The sequence below is a fragment of the Exiguobacterium sp. s150 genome (assembly GCF_018618435.1).
GTDB lineage: Bacteria > Bacillota > Bacilli > Exiguobacteriales > Exiguobacteriaceae > Exiguobacterium > Exiguobacterium alkaliphilum.
Genome location: NZ_JACSMC010000023.1, coordinates 1 through 22784, shown reverse-complemented (window position 1 = coordinate 22784; position 22784 = coordinate 1). Strand labels below are relative to the sequence as shown.

21 protein-coding genes, 1 riboswitch and 1 other annotated feature are annotated in these 22784 nt (G+C 52.9%); of the genes, 9 read left to right on the top strand and 12 right to left on the bottom strand.

The window, feature by feature from the left end; translation table 11 throughout:
• Positions 1-4: 4 nt before the first annotated feature.
• The 3 genes from KNP76_RS11195 to trhO all read right to left on the bottom strand — a co-directional run bounded on the left by KNP76_RS11195 (position 5) and on the right by trhO (position 2794).
• Positions 5-1219, bottom strand: a complete 1215-nt coding sequence (locus KNP76_RS11195; protein ID WP_211780075.1) for a PucR family transcriptional regulator — start codon at positions 1217-1219, stop codon at positions 5-7.
• 89 nt (positions 1220-1308) lie between these two features.
• Positions 1309-1734: a divergent PAP2 family protein gene (locus tag KNP76_RS11190; protein ID WP_029333791.1), complete on the bottom strand. Its 426-nt coding sequence runs from the start codon at positions 1732-1734 to the stop codon at positions 1309-1311.
• Positions 1735-1852: 118 nt separating this feature from the next.
• A complete protein-coding gene (trhO, locus tag KNP76_RS11185; protein WP_034816729.1) occupies positions 1853-2794 on the bottom strand; it encodes an oxygen-dependent tRNA uridine(34) hydroxylase TrhO in 942 nt (313 codons plus the stop codon).
• Between the two features lie 224 nt (positions 2795-3018).
• Between trhO and KNP76_RS11180 the strand changes: the two genes are divergently transcribed.
• The gene (locus KNP76_RS11180) at positions 3019-3660 is read left to right on the top strand and encodes a TVP38/TMEM64 family protein (protein ID WP_034816727.1); all 642 of its coding nucleotides are present in this window, start codon (positions 3019-3021) and stop codon (positions 3658-3660) included.
• Between the two features lie 28 nt (positions 3661-3688).
• On the opposite strand, the gene KNP76_RS11175 is transcribed toward KNP76_RS11180, so the two are convergent.
• Both KNP76_RS11175 and KNP76_RS11170 read right to left on the bottom strand, forming a co-directional pair.
• The gene (locus KNP76_RS11175; protein WP_251137451.1) at positions 3689-4975 is read right to left on the bottom strand and encodes a Na+/H+ antiporter NhaC family protein; all 1287 of its coding nucleotides are present in this window, start codon (positions 4973-4975) and stop codon (positions 3689-3691) included.
• A 72-nt stretch (positions 4976-5047) separates the two neighbouring features.
• Positions 5048-5142, bottom strand: a riboswitch (SAM riboswitch).
• Positions 5143-5238: 96 nt separating this feature from the next.
• Positions 5239-6918, bottom strand: coding sequence for a GGDEF domain-containing protein (locus KNP76_RS11170; protein ID WP_251137450.1), 1680 nt, complete (start codon positions 6916-6918; stop codon positions 5239-5241).
• A gap of 149 nt (positions 6919-7067) precedes the next feature.
• Positions 7068-7281 (top strand) — a binding site (T-box leader).
• 56 nt (positions 7282-7337) lie between these two features.
• Here KNP76_RS11170 and argS point away from each other — a divergent pair.
• Positions 7338-9020: an arginine--tRNA ligase gene (gene argS / locus KNP76_RS11165; protein ID WP_211780072.1), complete on the top strand. Its 1683-nt coding sequence runs from the start codon at positions 7338-7340 to the stop codon at positions 9018-9020.
• Between the two features lie 39 nt (positions 9021-9059).
• On the opposite strand, the gene KNP76_RS11160 is transcribed toward argS, so the two are convergent.
• Both KNP76_RS11160 and KNP76_RS11155 read right to left on the bottom strand, forming a co-directional pair.
• The gene (locus KNP76_RS11160) at positions 9060-9638 is read right to left on the bottom strand and encodes a metallophosphoesterase family protein (protein ID WP_214844570.1); all 579 of its coding nucleotides are present in this window, start codon (positions 9636-9638) and stop codon (positions 9060-9062) included.
• Complete coding sequence (locus KNP76_RS11155) at positions 9635-10126, bottom strand: YajQ family cyclic di-GMP-binding protein (protein WP_034804297.1); 492 nt, start codon at positions 10124-10126, stop codon at positions 9635-9637. The genes KNP76_RS11160 and KNP76_RS11155 overlap by 4 nt, the downstream gene beginning before the upstream one ends.
• 69 nt (positions 10127-10195) lie before the next feature.
• Here KNP76_RS11155 and pulA point away from each other — a divergent pair, with 69 nt between their 5' ends.
• On the top strand, positions 10196-12190 hold the full coding sequence (gene pulA, locus KNP76_RS11150) for a type I pullulanase (protein WP_214844569.1): 1995 nt from the start codon (positions 10196-10198) through the stop codon (positions 12188-12190).
• Positions 12191-12208: 18 nt separating this feature from the next.
• On the opposite strand, the gene KNP76_RS11145 is transcribed toward pulA, so the two are convergent.
• Positions 12209-12373 (bottom strand): YycC family protein, encoded by a 165-nt coding sequence (locus KNP76_RS11145; protein WP_081825796.1) that lies wholly within the window; start codon positions 12371-12373, stop codon positions 12209-12211.
• Positions 12374-12512: 139 nt separating this feature from the next.
• Here KNP76_RS11145 and KNP76_RS11140 point away from each other — a divergent pair, with 139 nt between their 5' ends.
• From KNP76_RS11140 to KNP76_RS11130, 3 genes are all read left to right on the top strand, one after another.
• On the top strand, positions 12513-13304 hold the full coding sequence (locus KNP76_RS11140; RefSeq protein ID WP_214844568.1) for a hypothetical protein: 792 nt from the start codon (positions 12513-12515) through the stop codon (positions 13302-13304).
• Between the two features lie 103 nt (positions 13305-13407).
• Entirely contained in the window at positions 13408-15531 is a 2124-nt protein-coding gene (locus KNP76_RS11135) for an MMPL family transporter (protein WP_211780069.1), read from the top strand.
• Positions 15532-15783: 252 nt separating this feature from the next.
• The gene (locus KNP76_RS11130; RefSeq protein ID WP_034804289.1) at positions 15784-16425 is read left to right on the top strand and encodes a YitT family protein; all 642 of its coding nucleotides are present in this window, start codon (positions 15784-15786) and stop codon (positions 16423-16425) included.
• A gap of 19 nt (positions 16426-16444) precedes the next feature.
• Here the strand turns inward: KNP76_RS11130 and KNP76_RS11125 are convergent, their stop codons facing one another.
• Complete coding sequence (locus tag KNP76_RS11125; RefSeq protein WP_156028800.1) at positions 16445-16711, bottom strand: hypothetical protein; 267 nt, start codon at positions 16709-16711, stop codon at positions 16445-16447.
• A gap of 300 nt (positions 16712-17011) precedes the next feature.
• Between KNP76_RS11125 and KNP76_RS11120 the strand changes: the two genes are divergently transcribed.
• Positions 17012-17734, top strand: a complete 723-nt coding sequence (locus tag KNP76_RS11120) for a YwiC-like family protein (protein ID WP_211780068.1) — start codon at positions 17012-17014, stop codon at positions 17732-17734.
• Between the two features lie 19 nt (positions 17735-17753).
• Here the strand turns inward: KNP76_RS11120 and KNP76_RS11115 are convergent, their stop codons facing one another.
• From KNP76_RS11115 to KNP76_RS11105, 3 genes are all read right to left on the bottom strand, one after another.
• Positions 17754-18701: a DUF4003 family protein gene (locus tag KNP76_RS11115; protein WP_214844567.1), complete on the bottom strand. Its 948-nt coding sequence runs from the start codon at positions 18699-18701 to the stop codon at positions 17754-17756.
• A gap of 88 nt (positions 18702-18789) precedes the next feature.
• A complete protein-coding gene (locus KNP76_RS11110; protein ID WP_034807535.1) occupies positions 18790-19221 on the bottom strand; it encodes a type III secretion system chaperone family protein in 432 nt (143 codons plus the stop codon).
• Positions 19222-19287: 66 nt separating this feature from the next.
• Entirely contained in the window at positions 19288-19554 is a 267-nt protein-coding gene (locus KNP76_RS11105) for a metal-sensitive transcriptional regulator (RefSeq protein ID WP_021068154.1), read from the bottom strand.
• A gap of 286 nt (positions 19555-19840) precedes the next feature.
• Between KNP76_RS11105 and KNP76_RS11100 the strand changes: the two genes are divergently transcribed.
• Together KNP76_RS11100 and KNP76_RS11095 are read left to right on the top strand one after the other, a co-directional pair.
• The gene (locus tag KNP76_RS11100) at positions 19841-20146 is read left to right on the top strand and encodes a rhodanese-like domain-containing protein (RefSeq protein WP_214754892.1); all 306 of its coding nucleotides are present in this window, start codon (positions 19841-19843) and stop codon (positions 20144-20146) included.
• Positions 20143-22611: a CoA-disulfide reductase gene (locus tag KNP76_RS11095; protein ID WP_214844566.1), complete on the top strand. Its 2469-nt coding sequence runs from the start codon at positions 20143-20145 to the stop codon at positions 22609-22611. The genes KNP76_RS11100 and KNP76_RS11095 overlap by 4 nt, the downstream gene beginning before the upstream one ends.
• Positions 22612-22784: the final 173 nt, after the last annotated feature.

Sequence of the window (22784 nt, the reverse complement as noted above, 5' to 3'; positions counted from 1 at the left end):
TGTCTCAACGGTATTGGTCGGCTTTAATCGCCAAGTAAATCGTGGCCCGTTCTGGGAGCGAGGCCCGCGTGATTTGGGTCAATTCTTCAATCCGTCGCACCCGATACAATACCGTGTTCGGATGGATATGGAGATGGGCGGCAACTTGTTTCACGTTGCCATCGAAGTAAAAGTACCACTCGAGCGTCGTCACGAGTTCGGTTTGATGGGTCTGGTCGTACGCTTTCAGCCGTTCGAGCGTCGGGTGTGTCTCGAGGCGGAGGTTGATGCGACGGGCGAGGTCGGGCACGAGTTGATAGATCCCGATTTGTTCGAACGTGCGGGCGTTCACCAATTCAAGCGGGAACTTTCGCCGTAGCGAAGTGACACGGCGCGCTTCCTCCGCGGCATGATAGAGCGTCTCGCTCTCGAAAAAGCGACGGCTGATGCCAAGCGTCGGATTCGCCTCGGGGAACTTATCCTGAAGAAGCGTCTCGAACCGCTCAGCCCAGTCAAGTAGCATCGTCTCTTCTTCGGCCAATTCCGTTTTCATGTAATGCCAGACGAGTAATTGTTGTCCGTCAATCGCTTGGAGGACGACCTCAATCGACTGTTGGGTCGCCAGTACATAAAAGAGTCGCTCGGCGAACTGCGGGGTGATCGGTTGCAGACAGTCGATGACCGTCAATCGACTCGCCACGGCAATCGGCGCGAGTTCGTTCAAGCGCTGCTGGTTGGTCGGGCTGAGAGCCGGGGTCGCTAACACATCTAAGAAGAACCGTTCGAGCTCGGCATCGATGCGGCGTTCGTGCATCGCGATCGTCATGAGCAATTTCTTGGCGATGGAAGCCCCTTCTTTTAAGACGGTCAGCTCTTGTTCCGAGAAAGGGGTCGGGCGGGCCAAGCTCCAAATATACCCGAGCACATCATCATGCTGTTTGATGACGACGGCCGCCCGTTCGCCGAGTCCGACGGCGAGCCGCGCCGGGATGACGACGGGATCGTCGCTATCGATGACGTGCTGTAACATCCCACTTTCCCATAAGTCCTCAATGACCGTCTCCGGGACACGGCGACCGATAATCGTGGCGATGCGAGCCGGATCGGTCGAGTCGGGATGGGTGCTGTAGGCGAGCAGTTGATGATGGCGGTTCTCGATCGTGATCGGTGCGCGAATCGCTTGGCCAATCGCTTCGGCGAGCGTGTCGAGTGATTCATAGGACTTCTGCAAAAAAGGCATGTCGATTCCTCCTCTCCTTTGAGTATACCGTCTCTCTTGTGAAACTTCACAAAAAGATGGGGGAGTGGGAATGGACATGCCCGATTCGATTAAATTGGGAAGAAGAGACCGACGACGAGACCGAGCAAGGCACCGACGATGACTTGGAACGGTGTATGGCCAACGAGTTCGTTCAAGATTGGCGTCTCGTGCTTGATTCCTTTGAAATAATCGTTCAAAAGCCGCGCCTGGAATCCGACCGCTTGGCGGACACCGGTCGCATCGTACATGACGATCGTCGCGAAAATCAAGGCGAGGGCAAACATGCTAGAGTCGAGTCCCTCCATCCGTCCGATCACGGTCGCGAGAGCGACGACGGTCGAAGAGTGGGAGCTCGGCATGCCGCCTGAGGCGAACATGATTTGCAGTTCGAAGTCTCTCGTTTTAATGAGTTCTGTCACAAGTTTGGCCGCCTGCGCGATAAACCATGCGAGGAGGGCGGCGAGTAAGGGTTCGTTAAACAGCAATCGATTCACTTCCTGTCTGACAATGGTATCTTCACTATACCCGATATGACGCCACCGTAGACGTAAAGATTTCGTCAAAAAAAGCGCCAGTGGCGGAAGCCAGCTGACGCTTTCTGGTCGATTTTTGTTACCCGACGACGCCTTCAGTTTCCTGAAGTTTGTCCGCGATATTCTCGATGATATAGCGGTTGCGTGGATGCTCTTGGCACTCTTTTGAACATGAGCGCATCTGTTTCGGCTCACATTCTTCACAACAGAAGTGCTGGGCATTACACACCGGGTTGGCACAATTAACGTACCGGACCGTCTTCGTGCCGCAGTGCATGCACTCGGAGACGATGGACGGGTTGACCGTGTTGACCGGGACGTTGATGCGCTCGTCAAAGACGTACAGCTCACCTTCCCAATCCTCGCCTTTTGTCGCCTCGTCTTTTCCGTACATGGCGACCCCACCTTTTAAGTGGAAGATGTTGTCGTGACCTTGGTCACGCATATATGCGGTAAATTTCTCGCAACGGACGCCGCCGGTGCAATACGTGAGAAGCGTTTTCCCTTCGTAGAGGTCCTTGTTCTCTTCGAGCCATTCTGGCATGTAACGAGAAGCCTCTACGTCGATCTTGATCGCATTTTTAAAGTGACCAAGGTCGTACTCGTAGTTGTTACGAACGTCGAGGATGACGACATCATCGCGATGCATCATCTCTTTCCATTCTGCCGGTTCGAGGTATGCACCGTGCTGTTTCGGCACGTCAAACTCGCCATCAAAGCGCCACGTCACGAGTTCCTTTTTGTGACGGACAAAAATTTTCGAGAACGCGTGCTCCTCGACTTCATCGATTTTGAACTCGATGTCGCTGAAGTACGGGTTCGCTTTCAAGTCGTTCATGTACTGCTCGGTCTGTTCCCACGTACCAGAGCACGTCCCGTTGATTCCTTCGGAAGAAATCAAGATGCGTCCTTTGATGCCGAGGTCTTTACAGTACTTCAAGTGCTCTTGTGTGAGCGCTTCTGGGTCTTCGATGTTGACGTACTTATAGTACAACAACACGCGCATTGGTTTTGTTTCCATTTGTGTTACTCCCCTGTGTTCAGTTTTTTGCAGGAAAACGAACGTTGGGTTGTGTCGTTCGACGAATGGGCTTGCCTGCAACCACAAGTCCATTATTATATGATAGATATCACAGCTAATTTTCGCAAATACTTTTTAATTTTTTTTAAGCCGAGCAGGGGGACGTGTCCTCAGACGCGAATTCGGGTACAAAATAGTAATGAAAGCCAAAGGTGGAAATCGATATGCTCACATCACTTGAACAGTGGATCATCCAATTGATTGAATGGCTACAAGAGCTTCCAGGCGGTCCGTGGGCCGGACTCGGGGCCCCGTTCTTAGAAGCGATTTTTCCGTTTCTCCCGCTCGTCCTCATCATTTCGGCGAACGCGGCAACATATGGGTTCCTACTCGGGACGTTACTGTCTTGGGTCGGCAGTTTGCTCGGCACAATCCTCGTCTTCACGGCCGTCCGCTACGTCTTCCGAAAACCGATGACGCGTTGGCTCGAGAAACATAAACAAGGGGTCTATTGGCTTGAACGGATTAATCATATGAGTCCAATCTCGCTCGGGTTTCTCTATTCACTTCCGTTCATCCCCGTCAGTTTGATCACGTACTTACTCGCCCTGATTCAAATGCCGCTCCGCACGTTCATTATGGCGGCCGGATTTGGTAAATTGCTCGTCGTGTTGATTTTCTCGGTCATCGGCGACCAGTGGGAAGAGTTCATCCAAAGCCCGTTCCGTTTGTCGATGCTCGGATTATTACTGTTCGTCCTATGGGCGATTAGCCGTGGCCTCGAGGAACTGCTCAAGCGGCGCGCGTTCAAAAAACGGAACGAACAACTTAAACGTGAGCTCGACGCAAAACGAACGACCCTTTGAACGGATTAGATTCAAAGGGTCGTTTTTGTCAGGCTTTTTTCTTGAAGCGCGGGAAGTTGAATGCGATGGCAAGTCCACCGCAGATGAACAAGAGGAACGGATAAAACATGAACGGGACGAGCGCGGGGGACGCGGTGTTCGTCAATTCGGCAGCGATGAGGAGCTGTGCACCGTAAGGCAATAGTCCTTGGACACCGCACGAGAAGATGTCGAGCACGCTGGCTGATTTTTTCCGCTCAATCTCATACGTGTCAGCGATGTTCGCTGCGAGCGGACCTGCCACGAGAATGGAAATCGTGTTGTTGGCCGTGGCGACGTTCGTCGCACTGACGAGTCCGGCGATGCTCCATTCGGCGCCGGCCCGTCGCTGAATCCGCGAGGTGAGGGCGTCACGCAAGTAGGTAAGGCCGCCGTTATGGGAGATGAGTCCGACGAGTCCGCCCATGAAGAGCGTCAAAATCGAAATCTCTGCCATTCCAATCATCCCGTCCGCGACCGCCGTAACGAACGCGGTCACTGACAAGGTCCCGTCAAGTAGACCGATGATTCCGGTCAACACGATGCCACCGAGCAGAACGAGGATGACGTTCAACCCGGTCAAGGCGAGGACGATGACGGCGAGGTACGGGATGAGCTTGTACCATTCAAACGAAGCGATCTCGACAGAAGAGACCGTGCCGCTCGATAGGACGGCAAGGAGAACCGTCGTAATAATCGCGGCCGGCAAGACGATCCAAAAGTTCGTCCGGAATTTGTCACGCATGTTCGTCCGCTGCGTTCGCACGGCGGCAATCGTCGTGTCAGAGATGAACGACAAGTTGTCTCCGAACATGGCGCCACCGACGACGGCTGCCGCGGCGATGGCGATATTGACGCCGCTCTCTTCGTGGATACCGAGCGCGATTGGGGCGAGGGCGGCAATCGTACCGGTCGATGTCCCCATCGCCATCGAGATGAAGGCGGCGATGACGAACAGTCCACTTAACAGGAGCGAAGGCGGGAGCAATGTGAGCGCCGCGTTGACGGTCGCGTCAATCGCCCCAATCTCGCCCGCGACGTTCGAGAACGCACCGGCGAGGAGAAAGATGAAAATCATAATCAAAATGCCCGGATTGCCGGCACCTTGGGCAATCCGTTCCACCGTTTGGGTGACGCTGCCTTTCGTCATCGTAGCCGCGACGATCAAGGCGATGAGTGCCGCGATGAGTACCGGGAATTTATAAAAGTCACCATAGTAAACCCCGGCCCCGATAAAGAAGGCAAGGAAGACGAGTAAAGGCAAGAGTGCCCATTTGTTTGCAGTTGGTTGTTCCAATCGTTTCACCTCATTCATAGAAATAAAAAAGAGAGCCCTTCGAAAAAGGCTCTCTCCATGTAAGAAGCGCCTTTTTCATCTTTCAAGCACGTGCTTGCTGGATTTGGCACAGGTTCCCCGCTGCCGAGACGTCGCAGGGCCAGTCCCTCGGTCTCTCTTGATAAAAAAGTCGGATGATTTAGTTATAAGACACGTTCCCTAACCTATCTGTTTCGAACCGGTTTGTCAATAGAAAATCCCTATGCGCTTCGCATAGGGATGAGTCAGGTCGTCAAATATTGAAAATGGGCGACCCGGTTGCGCCCGGCGTATTTGCCGCCGACGTAAAGCGCCCGGTCGGCGTTTCGAATCGTGTCGTCGAGTCGTTGATCACCGAACGCTTGAATCGTATCGACCCCGATTGAGGCGGTCACTTGGATGTCGATGCCGTCGACACGGAACGGCGTCGCTTCGATTTTTTGCCGGATACGCTCGGCGATTTCGACGGCCTGGTCGGTGTCGCAATGGTTCAAGAGCAGAATGAACTCCTCGCCTCCGTAGCGCGCCGCAAAGTCCTCGGTCCGAAGCGCCTGGCGAATCCGTCGGCCGAACTCTTGGAGAACGCCATCCCCGACTTGGTGACCATGCGTGTCATTGATTTTCTTGAAGAAATCGATATCGAGCATGGCGACGGAGATGGGGTACATCGATCCGTCTGAAATTTGTTGAATTCCATATTCGTAAAACGCCCGCGCGTTGGCGAGGAGCGTCAGACTATCCGTCCGGCTCTCGGTATACAAGCGGTCTCGCTCATGGCAGCGGCTAATCGTCCGATTGAACGATTTGAGCAGCTTGACGATTTCGCGCTGAATGATGAGCGGGTAACCGTAAGCGTGTTCGCCTGTCATGATGAGCCATGTGCGAATGCCTTCGATCTCCTCGGAACGGACCGAGATAAAACTATGATAGTCGTCATGGAACTCTTCGGATAATGGAGCGTCCCATTCAAACCGCATCTCATACTCGACCGACGTTTCGAAAGGATGCGACGTTTCGAGTAAGTCGAACACGCGGGGCCTTTCGACTGGTTGACGCGTCTTCAAGTCGAAGTAGAGCGAGCGGTCGAACAAGGCGAACTCGACGAAGCCGGCGTCATATTGATTCAGCCGTTCACATTGGCTTAAAAATACTTCAATCGCTTGGGCCTCGCTTTGCGACAAGGAGACAGCTTCTTTTGCCTCGTCATACTGCTCGATGAGCGATTTGAACGCGTCTTGCCGTCCTTTTTGAATCAACAGCCGCTTGATGAAAAACGTGAGCGCGGCGGCGATGCTGCTGACGACGAGCAAGTTCGTCTCGCGGAAAAAGGAAGCGGCCAAAATAAAGACGAGGCTGACGATATACGTGTAAAACGCGATGCTTAAAAAATCACGGACGGGCACATCGACACGGAACCACCAACCGACTTGATACTTTTGAATGACGGTGTTCACGATGATGGCGAGAATCAGTCCGGCGAGCGGGAGGAACGAGTCTTGCGTATAAAACCCAAGACCGGTCTGTCCGCCGAGCGCCAAATAGACGCTTGCCGGGATGGCGAGTTCTAAGAAAGACGTGATCGCATTCCACGGGTACGTGAAGCGGAAACGCCTGAGCGCGACGCGCGGCTTCAAGTTGACGAATTGGAAGACGAGCAATCCGATTTGGTTGACGAATAACGCTGTCTCAAAATCGAAGAATAAAAAGATGATGAGGACGATGCTTTCTGAAAATGTGAAATAAACGCCTTTACGCTCGATTGAGTCCATTTGGAAGATGATGACGAGTAACGCGATCAAGATGAACGGCAGCGGCTCGATCGCCGGTGCGTTCAATACGCCTGTCGCGAACAAGGTGACGGTCAGCAGAAGAAATAAACTCCAAACACCCCAACCGAGGGCAGACATCTTGCGGAAATGGTTCATGGCCCCTCCTACTGTGGGAAATCGATGGTGTATCGTAAAATTCGGCATGATGCGGCGACAGTCCTGCCTAATCCTCATGATGGCGGAATTCTAGCATTGAGTCTACAGGAATTATCCTCTATAATGAAATTGCTTTTCAACCACATAGACGAAAGTCGATGAAAAAGAGAGTAACGATTGTCGAGTCAACAAAGCGACCTAGGGATTGGTGAGAGCCTAGGCTGACAGACGTCGCGAAACGCACTTTTGAGATGCTACCCGAACCTTGAGTAGGCGTAGCCGGGGGACCCCCGTTATCACCGATAAAGCGGTCTGCGTCATGCAGGCAAGAAGAGTGGTACCGCGGGCCATCCCGTCTCTTTGCATCTGTGCAAAGGGCGTTTTTTTTATGTTGTGAATGAGGACAAGGAGGAAATGAAATGAGTTATGAACGCAAGTATGCAGAAGCACTGTCCCGTGTCATCGGCGACGAACTGACGGTCGACCAGATTGAGGACTTGATCGAAAAACCAAAACATGAAGCACACGGGGATCTCGCCTTCCCGTGTTTCCAACTCGCGAAAGCGTATCGCAAGGCCCCGGTCATGATCGCGACAGATATCGCGAACGACTTGAACGACGACTTGTTCACGAAAGTCGAGGCGGCCGGCCCATACGTCAACGTCTTCTTGAGCCGTGACGTCGTCTCGCAAGAAATCATCAACACGGTGCTCGACGAAAAGACGGACTACGCGACGCACGCGACGCGTAACGAGACGATCGTGACCGACTTCTCGTCACCGAACATCGCCAAACCGTTCTCGATGGGCCATTTGCGCTCGACCGTGATCGGAAATGCGATCAACCAAATCGCGCGTAAGAACGGCTACGACGTCGTCGGCATCAACCACCTCGGCGACTGGGGAACCCAGTTCGGAAAGCTCATGGTCGCGTATAAGAAATGGGGCGACGAGGCAGCCGTGCGCGCCAACCCGATTGCAGAGCTTTTGAAGTTGTACGTCCACTTCCATGAGGAAGCGAAGACGCAACCGGAGCTCGAAGACGAAGGTCGCGCTTGGTTCAAGAAGCTCGAGGACGGAAACGAAGAAGCGACCGAGCTTTGGCAATGGTTCCGTGACGAGTCACTGAAAGAGTTCCAAAAAGTGTACGACCTTCTTGGTGTCGAGTTCGACAGCTTCAACGGCGAGGCGTTCTATAACGACAAGATGGACCGCATCGTCGGCATGCTCGAAGAGAAGAATCTTCTTGTCGAGAGTGAAGGGGCGATGGTCGTCTCACTCGAAGACGAGAACTTGCCACCGTGCTTAATCAAGAAAAAAGACGGTGCGACGCTTTATGCGACGCGTGACCTCGCGGCAGCCGTATATCGTCATGAGACGTACAACTTCGTCCAGGCGAACTACGTCGTCGGCGGCGAGCAGGCGCTTCACTTCAAGCAACTGTTCTCTGTTCTTCGTAAACTCGGTTACGACTTCGTCGATGGGATGCACCACGTGCCGTTCGGCTTGATTTTGCAAGAAGGAAAGAAGATGTCGACGCGTAAAGGCCGCATCGTCCTCCTCGAGGAAGTGTTGAAAGAAGCGATCGAGAAAGCGCAAGCGAACATCGCCCAGAAGAACCCGGAACTTGCGAACGCGGACGACGTGGCACGCATGGTCGGTGTCGGCGCGGTCATCTTCCATGACTTGAAGAACGAGCGCATCAACAACATCGAGTTCGACCTCGACAGCATGCTCAAGTTTGAAGGGGAGACAGGTCCGTACGTGCAGTACACAAACGCACGCGCGAACTCACTTCTTCGTAAAGGGAATTACGACGGATCGGCTTTCACCGGTGCGGACGACGATTACACATGGGGTGTCGTGACGATGCTCAACGCGTTCCCACACGTGATCACACGTGCCCACGAGCGTCGTGAGCCGTCAATCATCAGCCGTTACGTCCTTGACTTGGCCCAAGCGTTCAACAAGTATTACGGCCACGTCCGTGTCTTGGAAGAAGACGCCGGCAAACAGTCGCGTCTTGCCCTCGTCAAAGCGGTGACGATCGTCTTGACCGAAGGACTCCGTTTGATTGGTGTTCAAGCTCCAGAGGAAATGTAAGCACGACAAAAGGGACCTGTTTTTTTAAGGTCCCTTTTCTTATGCCTTCATCCGTGTCACGGTCCGTGCTTCGGTATCGTACAAACACCACTCCCGATCGAAAATGATCGCGCCGACGTTGATCACGTAGCGTTTCTTTTTCAATTTAAACGGCGTCCCAATCTCCCAAGGCAACGAGCGACCTTTTCGGTAAATGCCGGGGATATGACTGTGCCCGATAAAGACGAGCGGGTACTTGCCTTTGTCGACGATTGGCTCCCAGTCCTTGTTCCACTTCACTTGATGGCCATGCAAAAACAATGCCTCATCGAGCGTCGTCTGTTCCGGCAAGAGCGCGATGCGCGTCTTGATTGGGTGAGACACGACAAGCACCTCGTCGATTCGCTCCTCTTGATTGCCGCGCAGGCTCGGGAACGTGAGGAGTGCCTCGTAGTCCGGGTCGTACGTGACGACGTCTGTCACGTCATGGAACCGTTCATTGCGCCGCTTTTTGCCGATATGGCACTCGTACAAGTCGCCGAGGCAAAGGATATGTTCCGTCTCGCGCCGGACGGATTCGAGGACGGCTTTCAAATCAGCGAACGAACCGTGTGGGTCACTGATGATGGCGAGTTTCATCTGTAATTCGTGAACTGGGCGTCGACCGACAACTCGAGGTCTCGAACGAGTTGCATGACGGCTTGGAGGTCATCGCGCGACTTGCCTGTGACGCGGATTTGGTCGTCTTGAATTTGTGACTTCACTTTCAGTTTCGATTCTTTGATGGCGTTGTTGATTTTCTTCGCGTCATCCTTGTCGATGCCGCTCTTCAACTTGACGCGTTGACGGACCGTACCACCGAGGGCGCGTTCAACTTTTTGGTAGTCGAGGTTTTTCGTCGGGACGCCACGTTTAATCATCTTCGTGATGAGGACGTCTTTTAATTGCTCGAGTTTGTAGTCATCATCGGAGACGAGGACGAGGTCACCGTTTTCAAGTGACATCTCACTTTTTGACCCTTTGAAGTCGTAGCGGTTCAAAATCTCTTTCTCCGCAATTTGAATCGCGTTTTTCACTTCTTCGAGGTTCATTTCTGACACGATATCAAAAGAATTGTCTTTTGCCATGTTTCATCCATCCTTTATGAGGGTTTTGTTATAATGATAGCAGATTTGAAGTAGTGAAGGAGTGAAAGAATGGAACGTACTATCGATCAACAGACAAATGTAGATTTAGACCATATGGCTTATCACGGGAAAGACCTCGGGGTGACGTTTAAAGACGACATCATCCGGTTGCGTGTTTGGTCGCCCGTCGCCGACGGCATGACCGTCAAGCTTTTCCGGACGGCAAAAGCCCGTAAGTTCGAGCGGATGGAGCTTGAGCGCGCCGAGAAAGGGACTTGGGTCATCGAACTCGACCGGGAAACGTTCGAAGGACAGTTTTACGTGTTCGAGGCGGTCGTCGCCGGCAAACGTGTCGAATCGCTCGACCCGTATGCGAAAGTCGTCGGTGTGAATGGCAAGCGCGGTGCCTTGCTTGACCCGTCGTCGCTCCAACCGGACCATTGGGTGAAAGAACGACCGCTCTTCCACTCTTCGCAAGAAGCGGTCATCTATGAAGCGCACGTCCGTGACTTGACGAGCCATCCGGATAGCGGTGTCCTGCATCGCGGTAAATTCCTCGGGCTGACGGAGGTCGGCACGAAGACGCCGAACGGTTACCCGACTGGCCTCGACTACATCACTTCGCTCGGCATTACGCACTTGCAGCTCATGCCGTTCTTTGACTACGGCTCGGTCAACGAGGCGAAAGAAAGTGAAGATAACTACAACTGGGGCTATGACCCGGTCCACTATTTCGCTGTCGAAGGCTCATACGCCTCGTCTGCGGACGACCCGGCCGCTCGGATTATCGAGTTGAAGGCGATGATTCAAGCACTTCATGACCGGGGCATTCGCGTCATCATGGATGTCGTGTTCAATCATACGTATGACGCGTTGACGACACCACTCGGTCAGTTCGTACCGGACTATTATTACCGGTTGAACGAAGACGGCACGCTCGCAGACGGTTCAGGTTGTGGCAACGACACGGCGTCGGAGCGGGCGATGATGCGAAAGCTCATCGTCGAATGCGTCACGTATTGGGCGAAAGAGTTCATGATTGACGGCTTCCGTTTCGATTTGATGGGGCTGCATGACGTCAAGACGATGAACCAAGTCCGCAAAGCGCTCGACCGGGTCGACCCGTCCATCCTCGTCATCGGGGAAGGCTGGGATCTCGACACGCCGCTATCGGTACGCAAGAAAGCGAACCAACATAACGCCCGCAAGATGCCGCGCATCGCCCAATTCAATGACGCCATCCGCGACGGTGTGCGCGGTGACGTGTTCATCGAAGACTTGCCGGGCTGGGTGAGCGGTAATCTCGACATGACGGCCGACGTGAAACGTGGCATCGCCGGTGCGGTCACGAGTCAAAGCTTTGCCGATGAGCCAAACCAAGTCGTCAACTACGTGGAGTGCCATGACAACTTGACGCTTTGGGACAAGCTCGCCGTGACGAATCCGGACGATGACGAGACGACGCGCCGTCGTCGCCATCGACTCGCGACGTCCATCGTGTTGCTCGGGCAAGGGATTCCGTTCCTCCATAGCGGCCAAGAGTTCTTCCGGACAAAAGACGGAGACGAGAACAGTTTCAACTCTGGTGAAGTGATCAACCGCTTGGACTGGAGCCGGGCCGAGCTTGAGACGCCGAGCGTCGAGTATGTCAAAGGATTGATTAGTTTACGCAAGCAGTATCCGTTGTTCCGTCTCGAGAATGCGGAGCAGATTCGGAAACACTTACGTTTCTTCGACGAGGAGGAAGGCGTGATTGCGTATGAGCTACATCGCCACGTCGAAGGATACGTGGAACGTCATCTCGTTTACCATAACGGCCTTGAAGAGGAGGTCGACGTGAAGTTGCCGTCCGGGAAGTTTGAAGTGAACGTCGAAGATCATACGGTCAATTTGACGGCACCGCGTCTCATCGAAGACCGTCATATGACGATTGCGCCATTATCGACGCTCGTCGTGACGGAACGTCGTCCGGATTACAGCAAGTACGCTGTCGCCGGTGGGGCCGCGCTCGCGCTCCTCGGTCTCTGGTACGTCACGAAAAAACGCAAGAACAAGCAAAAGTGAGCACAAGAAAAGGAGACGTCATTCCGTCTCCTTTTCGTCTGGTGCCTCGGCTTCGCTTGCTTCAAGTTGCATCATTTTTTGAACGAGGATGTGTCTTGGCATATGCATCAGTTCCTCGAGTGGTACGTTTAATTTCTTGGCAAGTTCGACCGCGGTCTCGGGTGATAGTTGAAGTGGGCGCATTCGCTCCCTCCTTTCGTTCCATTCATTCATTACCGTCAGTATACAGTAAAACGGGATGGAATGAGAATGTGTTCGCGGAACACATTGAAAATCGTCAAACGGTTCGGTCGTTGCTAAGCTTAAGCTAGGAAGTGATCAAATGTACAAACAAGTCGCAGACTATCAATTTCATCAGACAGTCGAATGGTTAGAGCGTGTCGGTGGAGGATGGATGTTGTATTTGGCGCAAACCGGTTTTCTATTTTTTGACGAGACGTTTCAAATCCAATGGAAACTCGCGTGGGAATGGACGCCGTGCGCACTTTATATAGAGCCACATGGAAAGAAAGCGGTCGCGATGTTCCGCGACTTGCAAACATACGGAGTCCTCGACCTCAAAACAGGGACGATGGAGTCTCATCCGATACCACGCGCGTTTCACGAGGATTGGTTCAGTAACTTATCGCATTGGGACGGGGACGATTTATACTTGTACTCGGCAGAGTCCGATCTCGTCGCCTTGAACGTGCGCGACAAGACGTTCCGCTACAGTCTTTACGAGGAAGTCCCTACGTTCGGTGCCGTCATCGACTTGGCGTATCAACCGGACTATGATTTTGAACGTTTCACGGCACCGGGGCTTGTCACGTTGTATGATGAATTGAATCGACGTTTTCTCGTCGAAGATGTCGCGGCGAAGGAACGGTGGGTCATCCCGTACGGCGGGGAGCGAGATACGGTCATCGTCGACCAAATCGGAACGACGACCGCCATCACGTCGACGACGTCGTTCCAGTTGTTTGACCGCGAGCACGAACGCTTCTCTTCTGACGTGTGTGCCGAGAACGCCTTATTGAAAGTCATGTTGTTAGACGAGTTGGGTGACCGGCTCGTCGTCTTGTCAACGCCACGCCGGTTTTGTCACAGCTGGATTCAAGTGTTCGAGCGTTGACGTTCCTGAACCTCATTCAAGGTTCAGGAGTTTTTTGTGAAGACTCTGATGAAAGACCGTCAAAACGGGAAGAGTCTTGTGAGATGGAGAGGAGAGGACAAGAATGGAACGATTAGGACAGCATTTGGTCCGCTGGCGCTACATAGTTGTCGCGATTTGGACCCTACTATTGGCGGTATCGGTTTATTTCGGGCTACAGCTCCCTGGTGAGTTGAGGGGGAACGGGTTTGCGATTCAAGACGGTCGCTTCGCCCAAGTGGAAGATCAATTGAATGACCGGTTCGACCGGGCCGGGGCGTCGATGATCGTCTTACTTGAAGGCGGGGACCTCGACGCGGTGCTCGACGCACAGCGCGATCAACTCGAAACGGTGAACGGTGTCGAAGGTGTCATCACACCGAATGAGAATCCGGACGCGCGGTCCGGAGACGTCGCGTATTTGCTCCTCGAGTTTGACGACTACGAGACGGCCGAGGCGTCAATCGAGGCCGTCCGGGACGCGTTGATCACCAATACGGATACAGACGTACGCTTGACCGGTGAGCCGGTGTTTGCCGATGACTTGAACGAGGCATCGAAGAACGACTTGATTCGGGCCGAGCTGATTGGGATTCCGGTCGCGCTCGTCGTTCTCTTGCTCGTTTTCGGGACACCGCTCGCGGCGTTCATGCCACTCTTTGTCGGGGTGATCACGTTCATCGTGGCCGCCGGGGCGCTCTTTTTCTTCGCCCAATCGATGGAGCTTTCGATTTTCGTATTGAACGCGGTCGCCATGATTGCCATCGCGCTCGGTATCGATTTCTCGCTCCTGCTCGTCAACCGTTATCGTGAAGAGTTGGCAAAAGGGAAGTCGCGGGAAGCGGCAATCGTTCGGACGGTCGCAACGGCGGGACGTTCGATTCTTTTCTCAGGGCTTTGTGTGTTCGTCGGTTTGGCCGGGTTGTTGTTCATTCAAGTGGACGTCTTCCAAGCCATCGCGCTCGGCGCGCTCATCGCCGTCGCCGGTGCCGTCCTATCGGCGCTCACACTGTTGCCGTCAGCACTTTACATCGTCGGCGATGCGATCAACAAAGGACGTCTCATCAAGACGAACGAGGTCCGTTCTGAAGTGCGCTGGCAACAGCTCGCCCGTTTCGTGATGAAACGTCCGGTCGTGATGACGCTCGTTGCGCTTCTCCTCTTGTTGCCAAGCCTTTGGTTCGTTCGCGATTTAGAGCTGAACATTCCGGCCGCCGATGCGTTGCCGACATCGTATGAGTCACGTGCCGCCTTAGAACGCTGGGATGATGTGTTTGGCGCGACCGCGACGGATGCAGTCCTCTTGTTCGAGACGAACGATTTGACCGACTCGATGATTTTGGACGAGCTAGTCGCGTTGACCGACGAATTGAACGAAGAACCGATCGTCGATAACGTGACGACGTTCTTGACGGCATCCGGGCTCGAACCGGAAGCGTTCCAACAGCTCGCCGAAGTTGCTCCGGAACAACTTGAGGCGTTCGACCGGCTCGTCACGCTTGACGGCAATACGGACCTCGCCCTCGTCAACGTCAGCTTCGACGTGCCGCCGAGCGATAAAGAAGCGCAGGCGTTCGTCCGCGATTGGCGCGAGAAGGGGTTCGAGGTCGGGGGCCCGGCTGCGTTCAACGAAGAGATTTACGAGGAAATCTATGACAGCATCCCGTATGCCGTCATCACCGTCATCTTGGCGACGTTCGTAATCCTCATGTGGGCGTTCCGTTCCATCTTGATTCCAATTAAAGCGATTATCATGAACGTGCTCGGTCTCGGCGCGACGTTTGGACTCCTCGTCATCATCTTCGAATCGGGTTACGTCTATGACGCCGAGACGATCAGTATTTTGACGCCGGTGTTCATCTTCTCGCTCGTGTTCGGCCTGTCGATGGATTACGAGGTGTTCCTCGTCTCACGGATTGAAGAATATTACCGGGAGACCGGGGACAACGATTACGCGACGGAGATGGGACTCGCGAAGACGAGTAAAATCATCACGTCCGCTGCAATCATCATGATCGTCGTCACCGGCGCGTTCGCCTTCACCGGTGTCAGTCCGATCAAGCAACTCGGGGTCGGGATTGCGCTCGCTATCTTTATTGATGCGACAATCATCCGGATATTGCTTGTCCCATCCTTGATGAAGCTGTTCGGGGACTGGAACTGGTGGTGGTTCGGCAAGAAGAATTTACCGAAACGTAACTTACACTAAATGTACAGTTAATGAAAGAATACTGAAATTGTGGTAAACTGATTCTATTATTACGCGCAATTTTAGAAAGGAAGGGTTTTATGGATACCGAGAGGACGTGGCCTCTGTTCCAACTGCCGGACTTCTAGCGTTGAGTTTTTACAGCTGAATTCATGTAAAAATCAACAAACGGAAGATCGGAGATGGAACAGATGGAACCGCAGCTACGACTGAGGATCCTCCTCTCCGTTGAAAACGGGGAGGACAATCGGAATGAAACGAGTTGCTACCATAGTGCTCGGAACGCTGATTATGGCGTTCGGTTATTATTATTTGAATGAACAGTTTGGTTTGGCAGAAGGGGGCTTCGTCGGGTTATCGTTACTCGGCCGCTATTTATTTGATATCGATCCGGCAATCTCGATGATCGTACTCGACATCCCGTTCTTTTTAGTCGCATTGTGGTGGAAAGGCTGGCGTTTCGTCGGGCAAGCCGTGCTTGCGGCGTCGTCACTTTCGCTCAGCTATGCGATGTGGGATCGGCTCGACTTGCTCACGTTTGACGTACAAGTGTGGCCGGCAACGCTCTTTGCCGCCATCGCGAGCGGTATCGTGACCGGTTACGGTCTCGGGCTCGTCTTAAAGTCAGGCGGAGCGACGGGAGGGGACGATTTGTTCGCCCTCGGCTTGTCGAAGTGGACCGGAATTTCGGTCGGAACGATCCTCATCGCCTTTGATGTGATCGTCTTGGCGATTTCGCTCATCTATTTGCCGCTGTCGAATGCACTGTATACGCTCGTCGCCGTCTCGATCGCGGGACGTGTCGTCACGAAGATGATGACGGACGATGTGATTGAACAGCCTGCGCCGGCAGTCATGAAACCGAAGCTTGCACCAAAAAACGATCTCGCGTGAGATCGTTTTTTGTTTGAAATCATTGAATTGAACTTGCGATTCGTAATAAATCGTCTTTAGACAGGCGATGCCCCTTGTAATCAATCGCATATTCGACGCCTCCATCTTGCCAGCTCACCATTTGAGTGTCGTCCACGTCATTGAAATAAGCGTTTGACCCATCCCCTAATGTGACAGGTTCGTCCCACGTCGCGACATGGTTCCAACCGAGGTCTGTCGTCGCCCAGACGGTCAACTGTTCCGTGTCGTTTTTATAGACGAGACGAGCCTGATTTAATTGAATCACGTTGCCATATGTATCCGTCGATTTTAGAGGGAGATAGGTCGGCTCCGAAACTTCAAACGGAATAAAAGCGGTCGTGAAAGCGATAGGAAGAGGGACTGAACTGCGACCGATGAGTAGCAGTATGAAGGCGAATCCGAACAGATAAAGAAAGACACGTCTATTTTTTCTTCGTTCATTTGATGGAAACATACAAAGCTACTCCTTTTGAACAATTGATTGAATCTGCGTTCCTCAGTAACAAATGTCACAGCTTTTTCATCGCAACGTGCTTTACACTCGACATAGAAGGAGTGAAGCACAATGAAATGGATGATTCCAAAACAGCACGGCGCCTGGTCGATGCTGATTTTACCGTTTTTACTTGGTGGCATCGTCGGCGGCTGGACGCTCGCACACATCCCGTTCGCCATCGCCTGGCTGTTCGTCTACATGGGTACGTTTTTCTTGTTCCAATACGTGAAGCAACGGAAAAAGTCGCAAGAACTGCTTCGTACAGTCACCCTCTATCTGTTAATTGCAACCATCGCCGCGCTCCCTGTCTTCCTGACCGAATGGCGTCTCATATGGTTCGTTTTTGCGATGCTCCCGTTCGGTCTCGTCAACGCTTATTTCGCTAAAATGAAGGACGAGCGCAACGTTTGGAACGACGTCAGTGCCGTCACCTCGTTTTGTATCGGCGGGGTGGCCAGCTATTACCTCGGGGCGCGCGTCGTGGACGGGACGATGGTATGGCTATTCGTCTTACCGTACTTCTACTTTCTTGGCAGCATCTTTTACGTGAAGACGATGATTCGAGAGAAAAAGAGCCAAACGTATCGAAACGTTTCGTGGGGCTACCACGTCTTGCTCGTCATGGCTTTTATCGTGCTCGGTAATCCGTTACTTGCGTTGGCCTATGCGCCGAGTCTCATCCGAGCGATTGGTTTTTACGGGAAACAAGTCCCGATTATGCGCATTGGCATCATTGAAATCGCGAATTCTGTGTTCGTCCTAATCTGTCTGAGCGCCTATTTATATGTATAGAAGGGGAGACCCTTCTTTTTTAGTCGCTCGACGACGTATTCGAGATGACGGCCACTGTCGCGGCGGCCGTGGCCGCTTGTTGCATCGCGAGCAGATGGGCGAACGTTCCATGAAGTAGCAGTTCGCTCGCCTCTTCGGTAATGGTGTCGGCGGCGACGAGCTGCAAGGCGATGGTTAACGCATGCGTGTTGAACCAACGCTGCTTCTCGGTTTCAGCTACGACGATGTCGACCACGACCTGGACCGTTTCGTCGGTCGGTTCGGTGACGATTGTGAGCAGGGCGAGCGGTGGCAGATGTTCGTTTCGGACGGTGATCTTTTGCCGTTGGAGCCGCTCCCGCCAATCGAGGAAGCGTGTGACGGCATCGGTCGGGTCGAGTTCACTGAAGGTGAGCAAGTGCGAAACGAGCTGGAGTTCGTTCGAGCGGGACACGTGGACCTTCAATGCCTCGTAGTACGCCTCGATGCGTTCATTCAAAGTGCTATGGTCGTCAAACGCTTGGACGAGGACGAGGGCGGACAATAAATCTTCTTCGCTCGTCAGCCACGGATGATGTTGTTTGAACGTTTGATAGAGGGACGTCGCCTCGTCGAGTCGGCGTTCCGGGTCGTCGACGTTCAGCAGCTGACTCGCGATGAACGGACGCAACGTGCTGTAACGGAAATGTTTCCGGTCGAGTAACTGATCGAGGCGTAGTGCCTCGTCGATTGCCGGGGCGACGTCTTCATATTTGGCGTCAAGGAATGAGAGCCAGACGAGACTGTTCGTTCCGCGGAACTTTGAGAACATGCCTGTCCTTTGTTTTAAGGCGGCCTGCGCTTGTTCAAACCTGGATGGGTCGAACGGGGCATCGTGAATGGCATAATGGATGGCCATCAACCGCCGGAAGTCATCGGTGAGCGACCATTTGGTGGCTTGTTTGATTGCATCGAGTGTCTCAACGTAACGGGTGTAACGCGTCGTCATCGTACATTCCCCCTTTTTATACGTATACGGACCACCACGAAAAATGATTCAAAAAACCGCCACGGGATTTTTCCGTGGCGGTTTGTCGTCATTGGACTTGTGTGTAGAGCTTCTGCATATACTCGTTCACTTCATCGGCTGCTTGGAACATCATGAACGAGTGTTGCAAGATGATCTCTGGCGAGAAGCCGAGGTCGAGGTCGAGCGTCGATGCGAGTGTGACGTCACGATCGCTGTCGAGGACGCAACGGAAGTATTTGAACTCTTGGTTGAACTCGTTCAAGGCGTTCAAAATCGGTAGGTCTTCGACGTAATCCGGTACGTGCGTCACGGTCGCGGCGTAGAGCTCGGCGTCCGTCGTCTTTTTGTTGAAGGCGATAATCATAACGGGCTGAGCCCCAGATTTAGTCGTTTCACGCGTCAAAAACGTTACGTGCGTATCTGTCTCGCTCTCTTTGAACGTCATGTTGCGTTCAGCGACGAGCGCTTTGAATGATTCCACTTTTTCTTCGAAGTTCACAAAGAAGTCCCCCTTAAAAGTCGTTACTCTAACTTTCGCCCATTTGGCTAGGGAAAGCAAGGGGAACTAGCGTTTCATCAACATTTTGATGGCCTCTTCGACCGTTTCTGACGTATCTTCGCCATCTTGTTGCGCCGTGATGATGCATTGCTCTAAATTCTTCGCGACGATAATCGTCGAGGCGCGGTCGAGCGCCGAACGGGCCGCGCTCAACTGGGTGACGACGTCGCGACACTCTTTCCCTTCTTCCATCATGCGAATAATGGCCCGGATTTGACCTTCGACACGCTTCATCCGATTCAACACTTTCGCATCGTATTGATACTGTTCCATTCGATTCACCTCTATATAAAAATCGTTCAGTAACCCAACTATTTCTTGTGTAGTCTCATCTTAATACGTAGGGGAGTATGTGTCGAGTGACAACGTTTGATGGGAAGAATTTTTGAACGTTTACCATTTCGTCAAACATATTCCTTGCAATCAAATACCGCAGGGGGTATATTAATGACGTGGAAGCGATATGTTCAACGAATCACAAACTTTCATCGGACGCCCGCTACCAAGCTGACGAATAAATAAGTGAAATATCATAGATCAAAAGGATGGGTAAACAAACATGAAAGCATCTGCCTTGAAACGTCAAATGGATTTTGAAGTACCGGTCAACATCGTCGACGTTCGTGAACGTGACGAGTTCCAAGAAGCGCACATTGCCGGCGCGACAAATTATCCGCTATCTGAAATTTCGGAATGGATCGAGACACTCGACCCTGAAGAAGAATACATCGTCCTTTGTCGTTCAGGGGCTCGCAGCACGCAAGCAACTTGGCAAATGGAAGCGAAAGGTTATAAAGTGGTCAATATAGAAGATGGCTTGATGAGCTGGCCTGGTGAAGTCGTCAAAGGAGGAAATGCGCAATGAGTAAAAAAATCGTAATCGTCGGTGGAGTCGCCGGTGGCGCTTCAGCAGCCGCACGCCTTCGTCGCTTAAATGAAGAGAACCAAATCGTCATGTTCGACCGGGGGGAGTATATCTCATTCGCGAACTGTGGTCTTCCATATTATATCGGCGACGTCATTCAAGACCGTCAAAAGCTGCTCGTCCAAACGGTCGAGGGAATGAACAAGCGTTTCCAACTCGACATCCGTAACTTGACGGAAGTGACGAAAATCAACCGTGCCGAGAAGACGGTGTCGGTGAAACACGTCCAGACAGGTGAGACGTACGATGAGTCATACGATGTACTCGTCTTATCACCAGGAGCGAAACCGATTCGTCCGAACATCCCTGGTATTGAAGAGGCAGAAGACATCTTCACGCTCCGCAACATTCCCGATACGGATCAAATCCGCAGCTACGTCGATGACAAAGCGCCGAAACACGCGACGGTTATCGGTGGCGGTTTCATCGGGATTGAAATGGCTGAAAACTTACGGGAACGTGGCGTCGATGTCACGCTCGTCGAGATGGCCGACCAAGTTATGACACCGCTCGACCGTGAGATGGTCTCACCGGTTCACGAACACATGCGTCTCCATGGCGTCGATCTTCAGCTGTCTGACGGTGTCGATTCCTTCTCTGAGAAAGGGAAACGTGTCCACTTGAAGAGCGGTCGCGTCATCGAGACCGATATGGTCGTCTTGTCAATCGGTGTCGTGCCAGAATCGTCGATCGCAACGGAAGCAGGCCTTGAAACAGGCATGCGCGGCGCCATCCGCGTCAACGAGAAGATGCTCACGTCAGACCCGAACATCTACGCGATCGGTGACGCCGTCGAAGTGCTCGATTATATCTTCAAAGAGCCGACGGTCGTTCCGCTCGCGTGGCCGGCCAACCGCCAAGGACGTCTCGTCGCCGATATCATCAACGGTCGTGAGGTCCAATATAACGGAACGATGGGGACTGGGATCGCCAAAGTCTTCGATATGACCGTCGCCTCGACAGGCTGGAACGAGAAGCGTTTGACAGCGGCCGGTAAAGAGTTCGAAGCCGTCCACGTCCACCCAGGTTCACATGCGGGTTATTACCCGGGATCGACACCAGTATCACTTAAACTCTTGTTCCACCCGACGACCGGTGAAATCTACGGCGCACAAGGTGTCGGGATGAACGGTGTCGATAAACGCATCGACGTCATTGCGACAGCGATGAAAGGTGGCTTGACGGTCCTCGATCTTCCAGACCTCGAACTCAGCTATGCACCACCGTTCAGCTCGGCGAAAGATCCGGTCAACATGATCGGTTACGTCGCGTCGAACGTCGTCCTCGGCGATAACGAAGTCGTACATTGGAACGAGATTGACGACTTGGTCCAAAACGGCGCGACATTGCTCGACGTCCGTGACGAATCAGAGCACGAGCTCGGTAAAATCCCAGGCTCAATCAACGTTCCGCTCAACTCGCTACGCGATCACTTGGATAACTACAGCAAAGACGAAACGATTTATGTGACATGCCAAGTCGGGCTTCGCGGATATCTCGCATCCCGCATCTTGCGTCAAAACGGATTCAAGGTGAAAAACTTGAGCGGTGGCTACAAGACGTGGTCACAAGTGAGACGTGATTTCGATGCGATTGAAGCAGGAACGAAGGCAGCGAATGAGACTGCCGCAACAGCAACGGAGGAGGCACCACCAGTAATGACGAATCAACCAGTCGGGGAACCGATTTTCCTAGATACGTGCGGTCTGCAATGCCCGGGACCGATCTTAGAAGTAAACAAAAAAGTCGCTGAACTAGGCGAAGGCGAGACACTTCGTGTCCTCGCAAGCGATCCAGGCTTCTTCGCTGACATCGAGGCGTGGGCGAAAAAGACGGGCAACAAACTCGTTTCGAAACAGTTCGTCAACGGTCGAGTTGAAGCGATTCTTCAAAAAGGAAATGGCCCTGCGGCCGTCCAAGCAGGTGCACCAGCAGCTGACGGCGCATCGATGGTCGTCTTCAGCGGTGACCTTGACCGTGCCCTCGCTTCATTCATCATCGCCCAGGGTGCGGCGGCGATGGGTAAAGACGTGACGATGTTCTTCACGTTCTGGGGTCTCAACGTCATCCGTAAACCGGACGCACCGGAAGTGAAGAAACAAGGTCTCGAGAAGATGTTCGGCATGATGATGCCGTCACACGCAGGCGAACTCCCGCTCTCGAACATGAACTTCGGTGGCGTCGGACAGAAGATGATGAAGAAAGTCATGAGTGACAAGAACGTCCCATCACTCGACGAAATGATTAAGTCAGCCCAAGAGGCAGGCGTCAAAATGGTCGCTTGCACGATGTCGATGGACGTCATGGGCATCAAAGAAGAAGAGTTAATCGATGGTATCGACCTCGGCGGTGTGGCAGCATACCTCGGGGCAGCTGAAGGCGGCAACTTGAACCTCTTTATCTAATCGCATCGAATCGTAAGGACGAGGCTGGGACATAACTCAGTAGATTTATAACAAAGAGGCCCCCGGGAGCGACTTGTTCGCTCACGGGGGCCTCTTGTCATTTTTATGGGTTCGTGCACACATTTTGGACTAAACAGATAGGGGCGACCTCTGATAAAGTTAAAGTGACCAAA

Coding starts and splice junctions, on each gene's coding strand:
- KNP76_RS11145 (WP_081825796.1), bottom strand. CDS start 12,373: ATGCGCCCACTTCAACTATCACCCGAGACCGCGGTCGAACTTGCCAAG.
- KNP76_RS11095 (WP_214844566.1), top strand. CDS start 20,143: ATGAGTAAAAAAATCGTAATCGTCGGTGGAGTCGCCGGTGGCGCTTCA.
- KNP76_RS11120 (WP_211780068.1), top strand. CDS start 17,012: ATGAAATGGATGATTCCAAAACAGCACGGCGCCTGGTCGATGCTGATT.
- KNP76_RS11105 (WP_021068154.1), bottom strand. CDS start 19,554: ATGGAACAGTATCAATACGATGCGAAAGTGTTGAATCGGATGAAGCGT.
- KNP76_RS11155 (WP_034804297.1), bottom strand. CDS start 10,126: ATGGCAAAAGACAATTCTTTTGATATCGTGTCAGAAATGAACCTCGAA.
- KNP76_RS11115 (WP_214844567.1), bottom strand. CDS start 18,701: ATGACGACGCGTTACACCCGTTACGTTGAGACACTCGATGCAATCAAA.
- KNP76_RS11130 (WP_034804289.1), top strand. CDS start 15,784: ATGAAACGAGTTGCTACCATAGTGCTCGGAACGCTGATTATGGCGTTC.
- KNP76_RS11135 (WP_211780069.1), top strand. CDS start 13,408: ATGGAACGATTAGGACAGCATTTGGTCCGCTGGCGCTACATAGTTGTC.
- KNP76_RS11195 (WP_211780075.1), bottom strand. CDS start 1,219: ATGCCTTTTTTGCAGAAGTCCTATGAATCACTCGACACGCTCGCCGAA.
- pulA (WP_214844569.1), top strand. CDS start 10,196: ATGGAACGTACTATCGATCAACAGACAAATGTAGATTTAGACCATATG.
- trhO (WP_034816729.1), bottom strand. CDS start 2,794: ATGGAAACAAAACCAATGCGCGTGTTGTTGTACTATAAGTACGTCAAC.
- KNP76_RS11140 (WP_214844568.1), top strand. CDS start 12,513: ATGTACAAACAAGTCGCAGACTATCAATTTCATCAGACAGTCGAATGG.
- KNP76_RS11170 (WP_251137450.1), bottom strand. CDS start 6,918: ATGAACCATTTCCGCAAGATGTCTGCCCTCGGTTGGGGTGTTTGGAGT.
- KNP76_RS11100 (WP_214754892.1), top strand. CDS start 19,841: ATGAAAGCATCTGCCTTGAAACGTCAAATGGATTTTGAAGTACCGGTC.
- KNP76_RS11180 (WP_034816727.1), top strand. CDS start 3,019: ATGCTCACATCACTTGAACAGTGGATCATCCAATTGATTGAATGGCTA.
- KNP76_RS11160 (WP_214844570.1), bottom strand. CDS start 9,638: ATGAAACTCGCCATCATCAGTGACCCACACGGTTCGTTCGCTGATTTG.
- argS (WP_211780072.1), top strand. CDS start 7,338: ATGAGTTATGAACGCAAGTATGCAGAAGCACTGTCCCGTGTCATCGGC.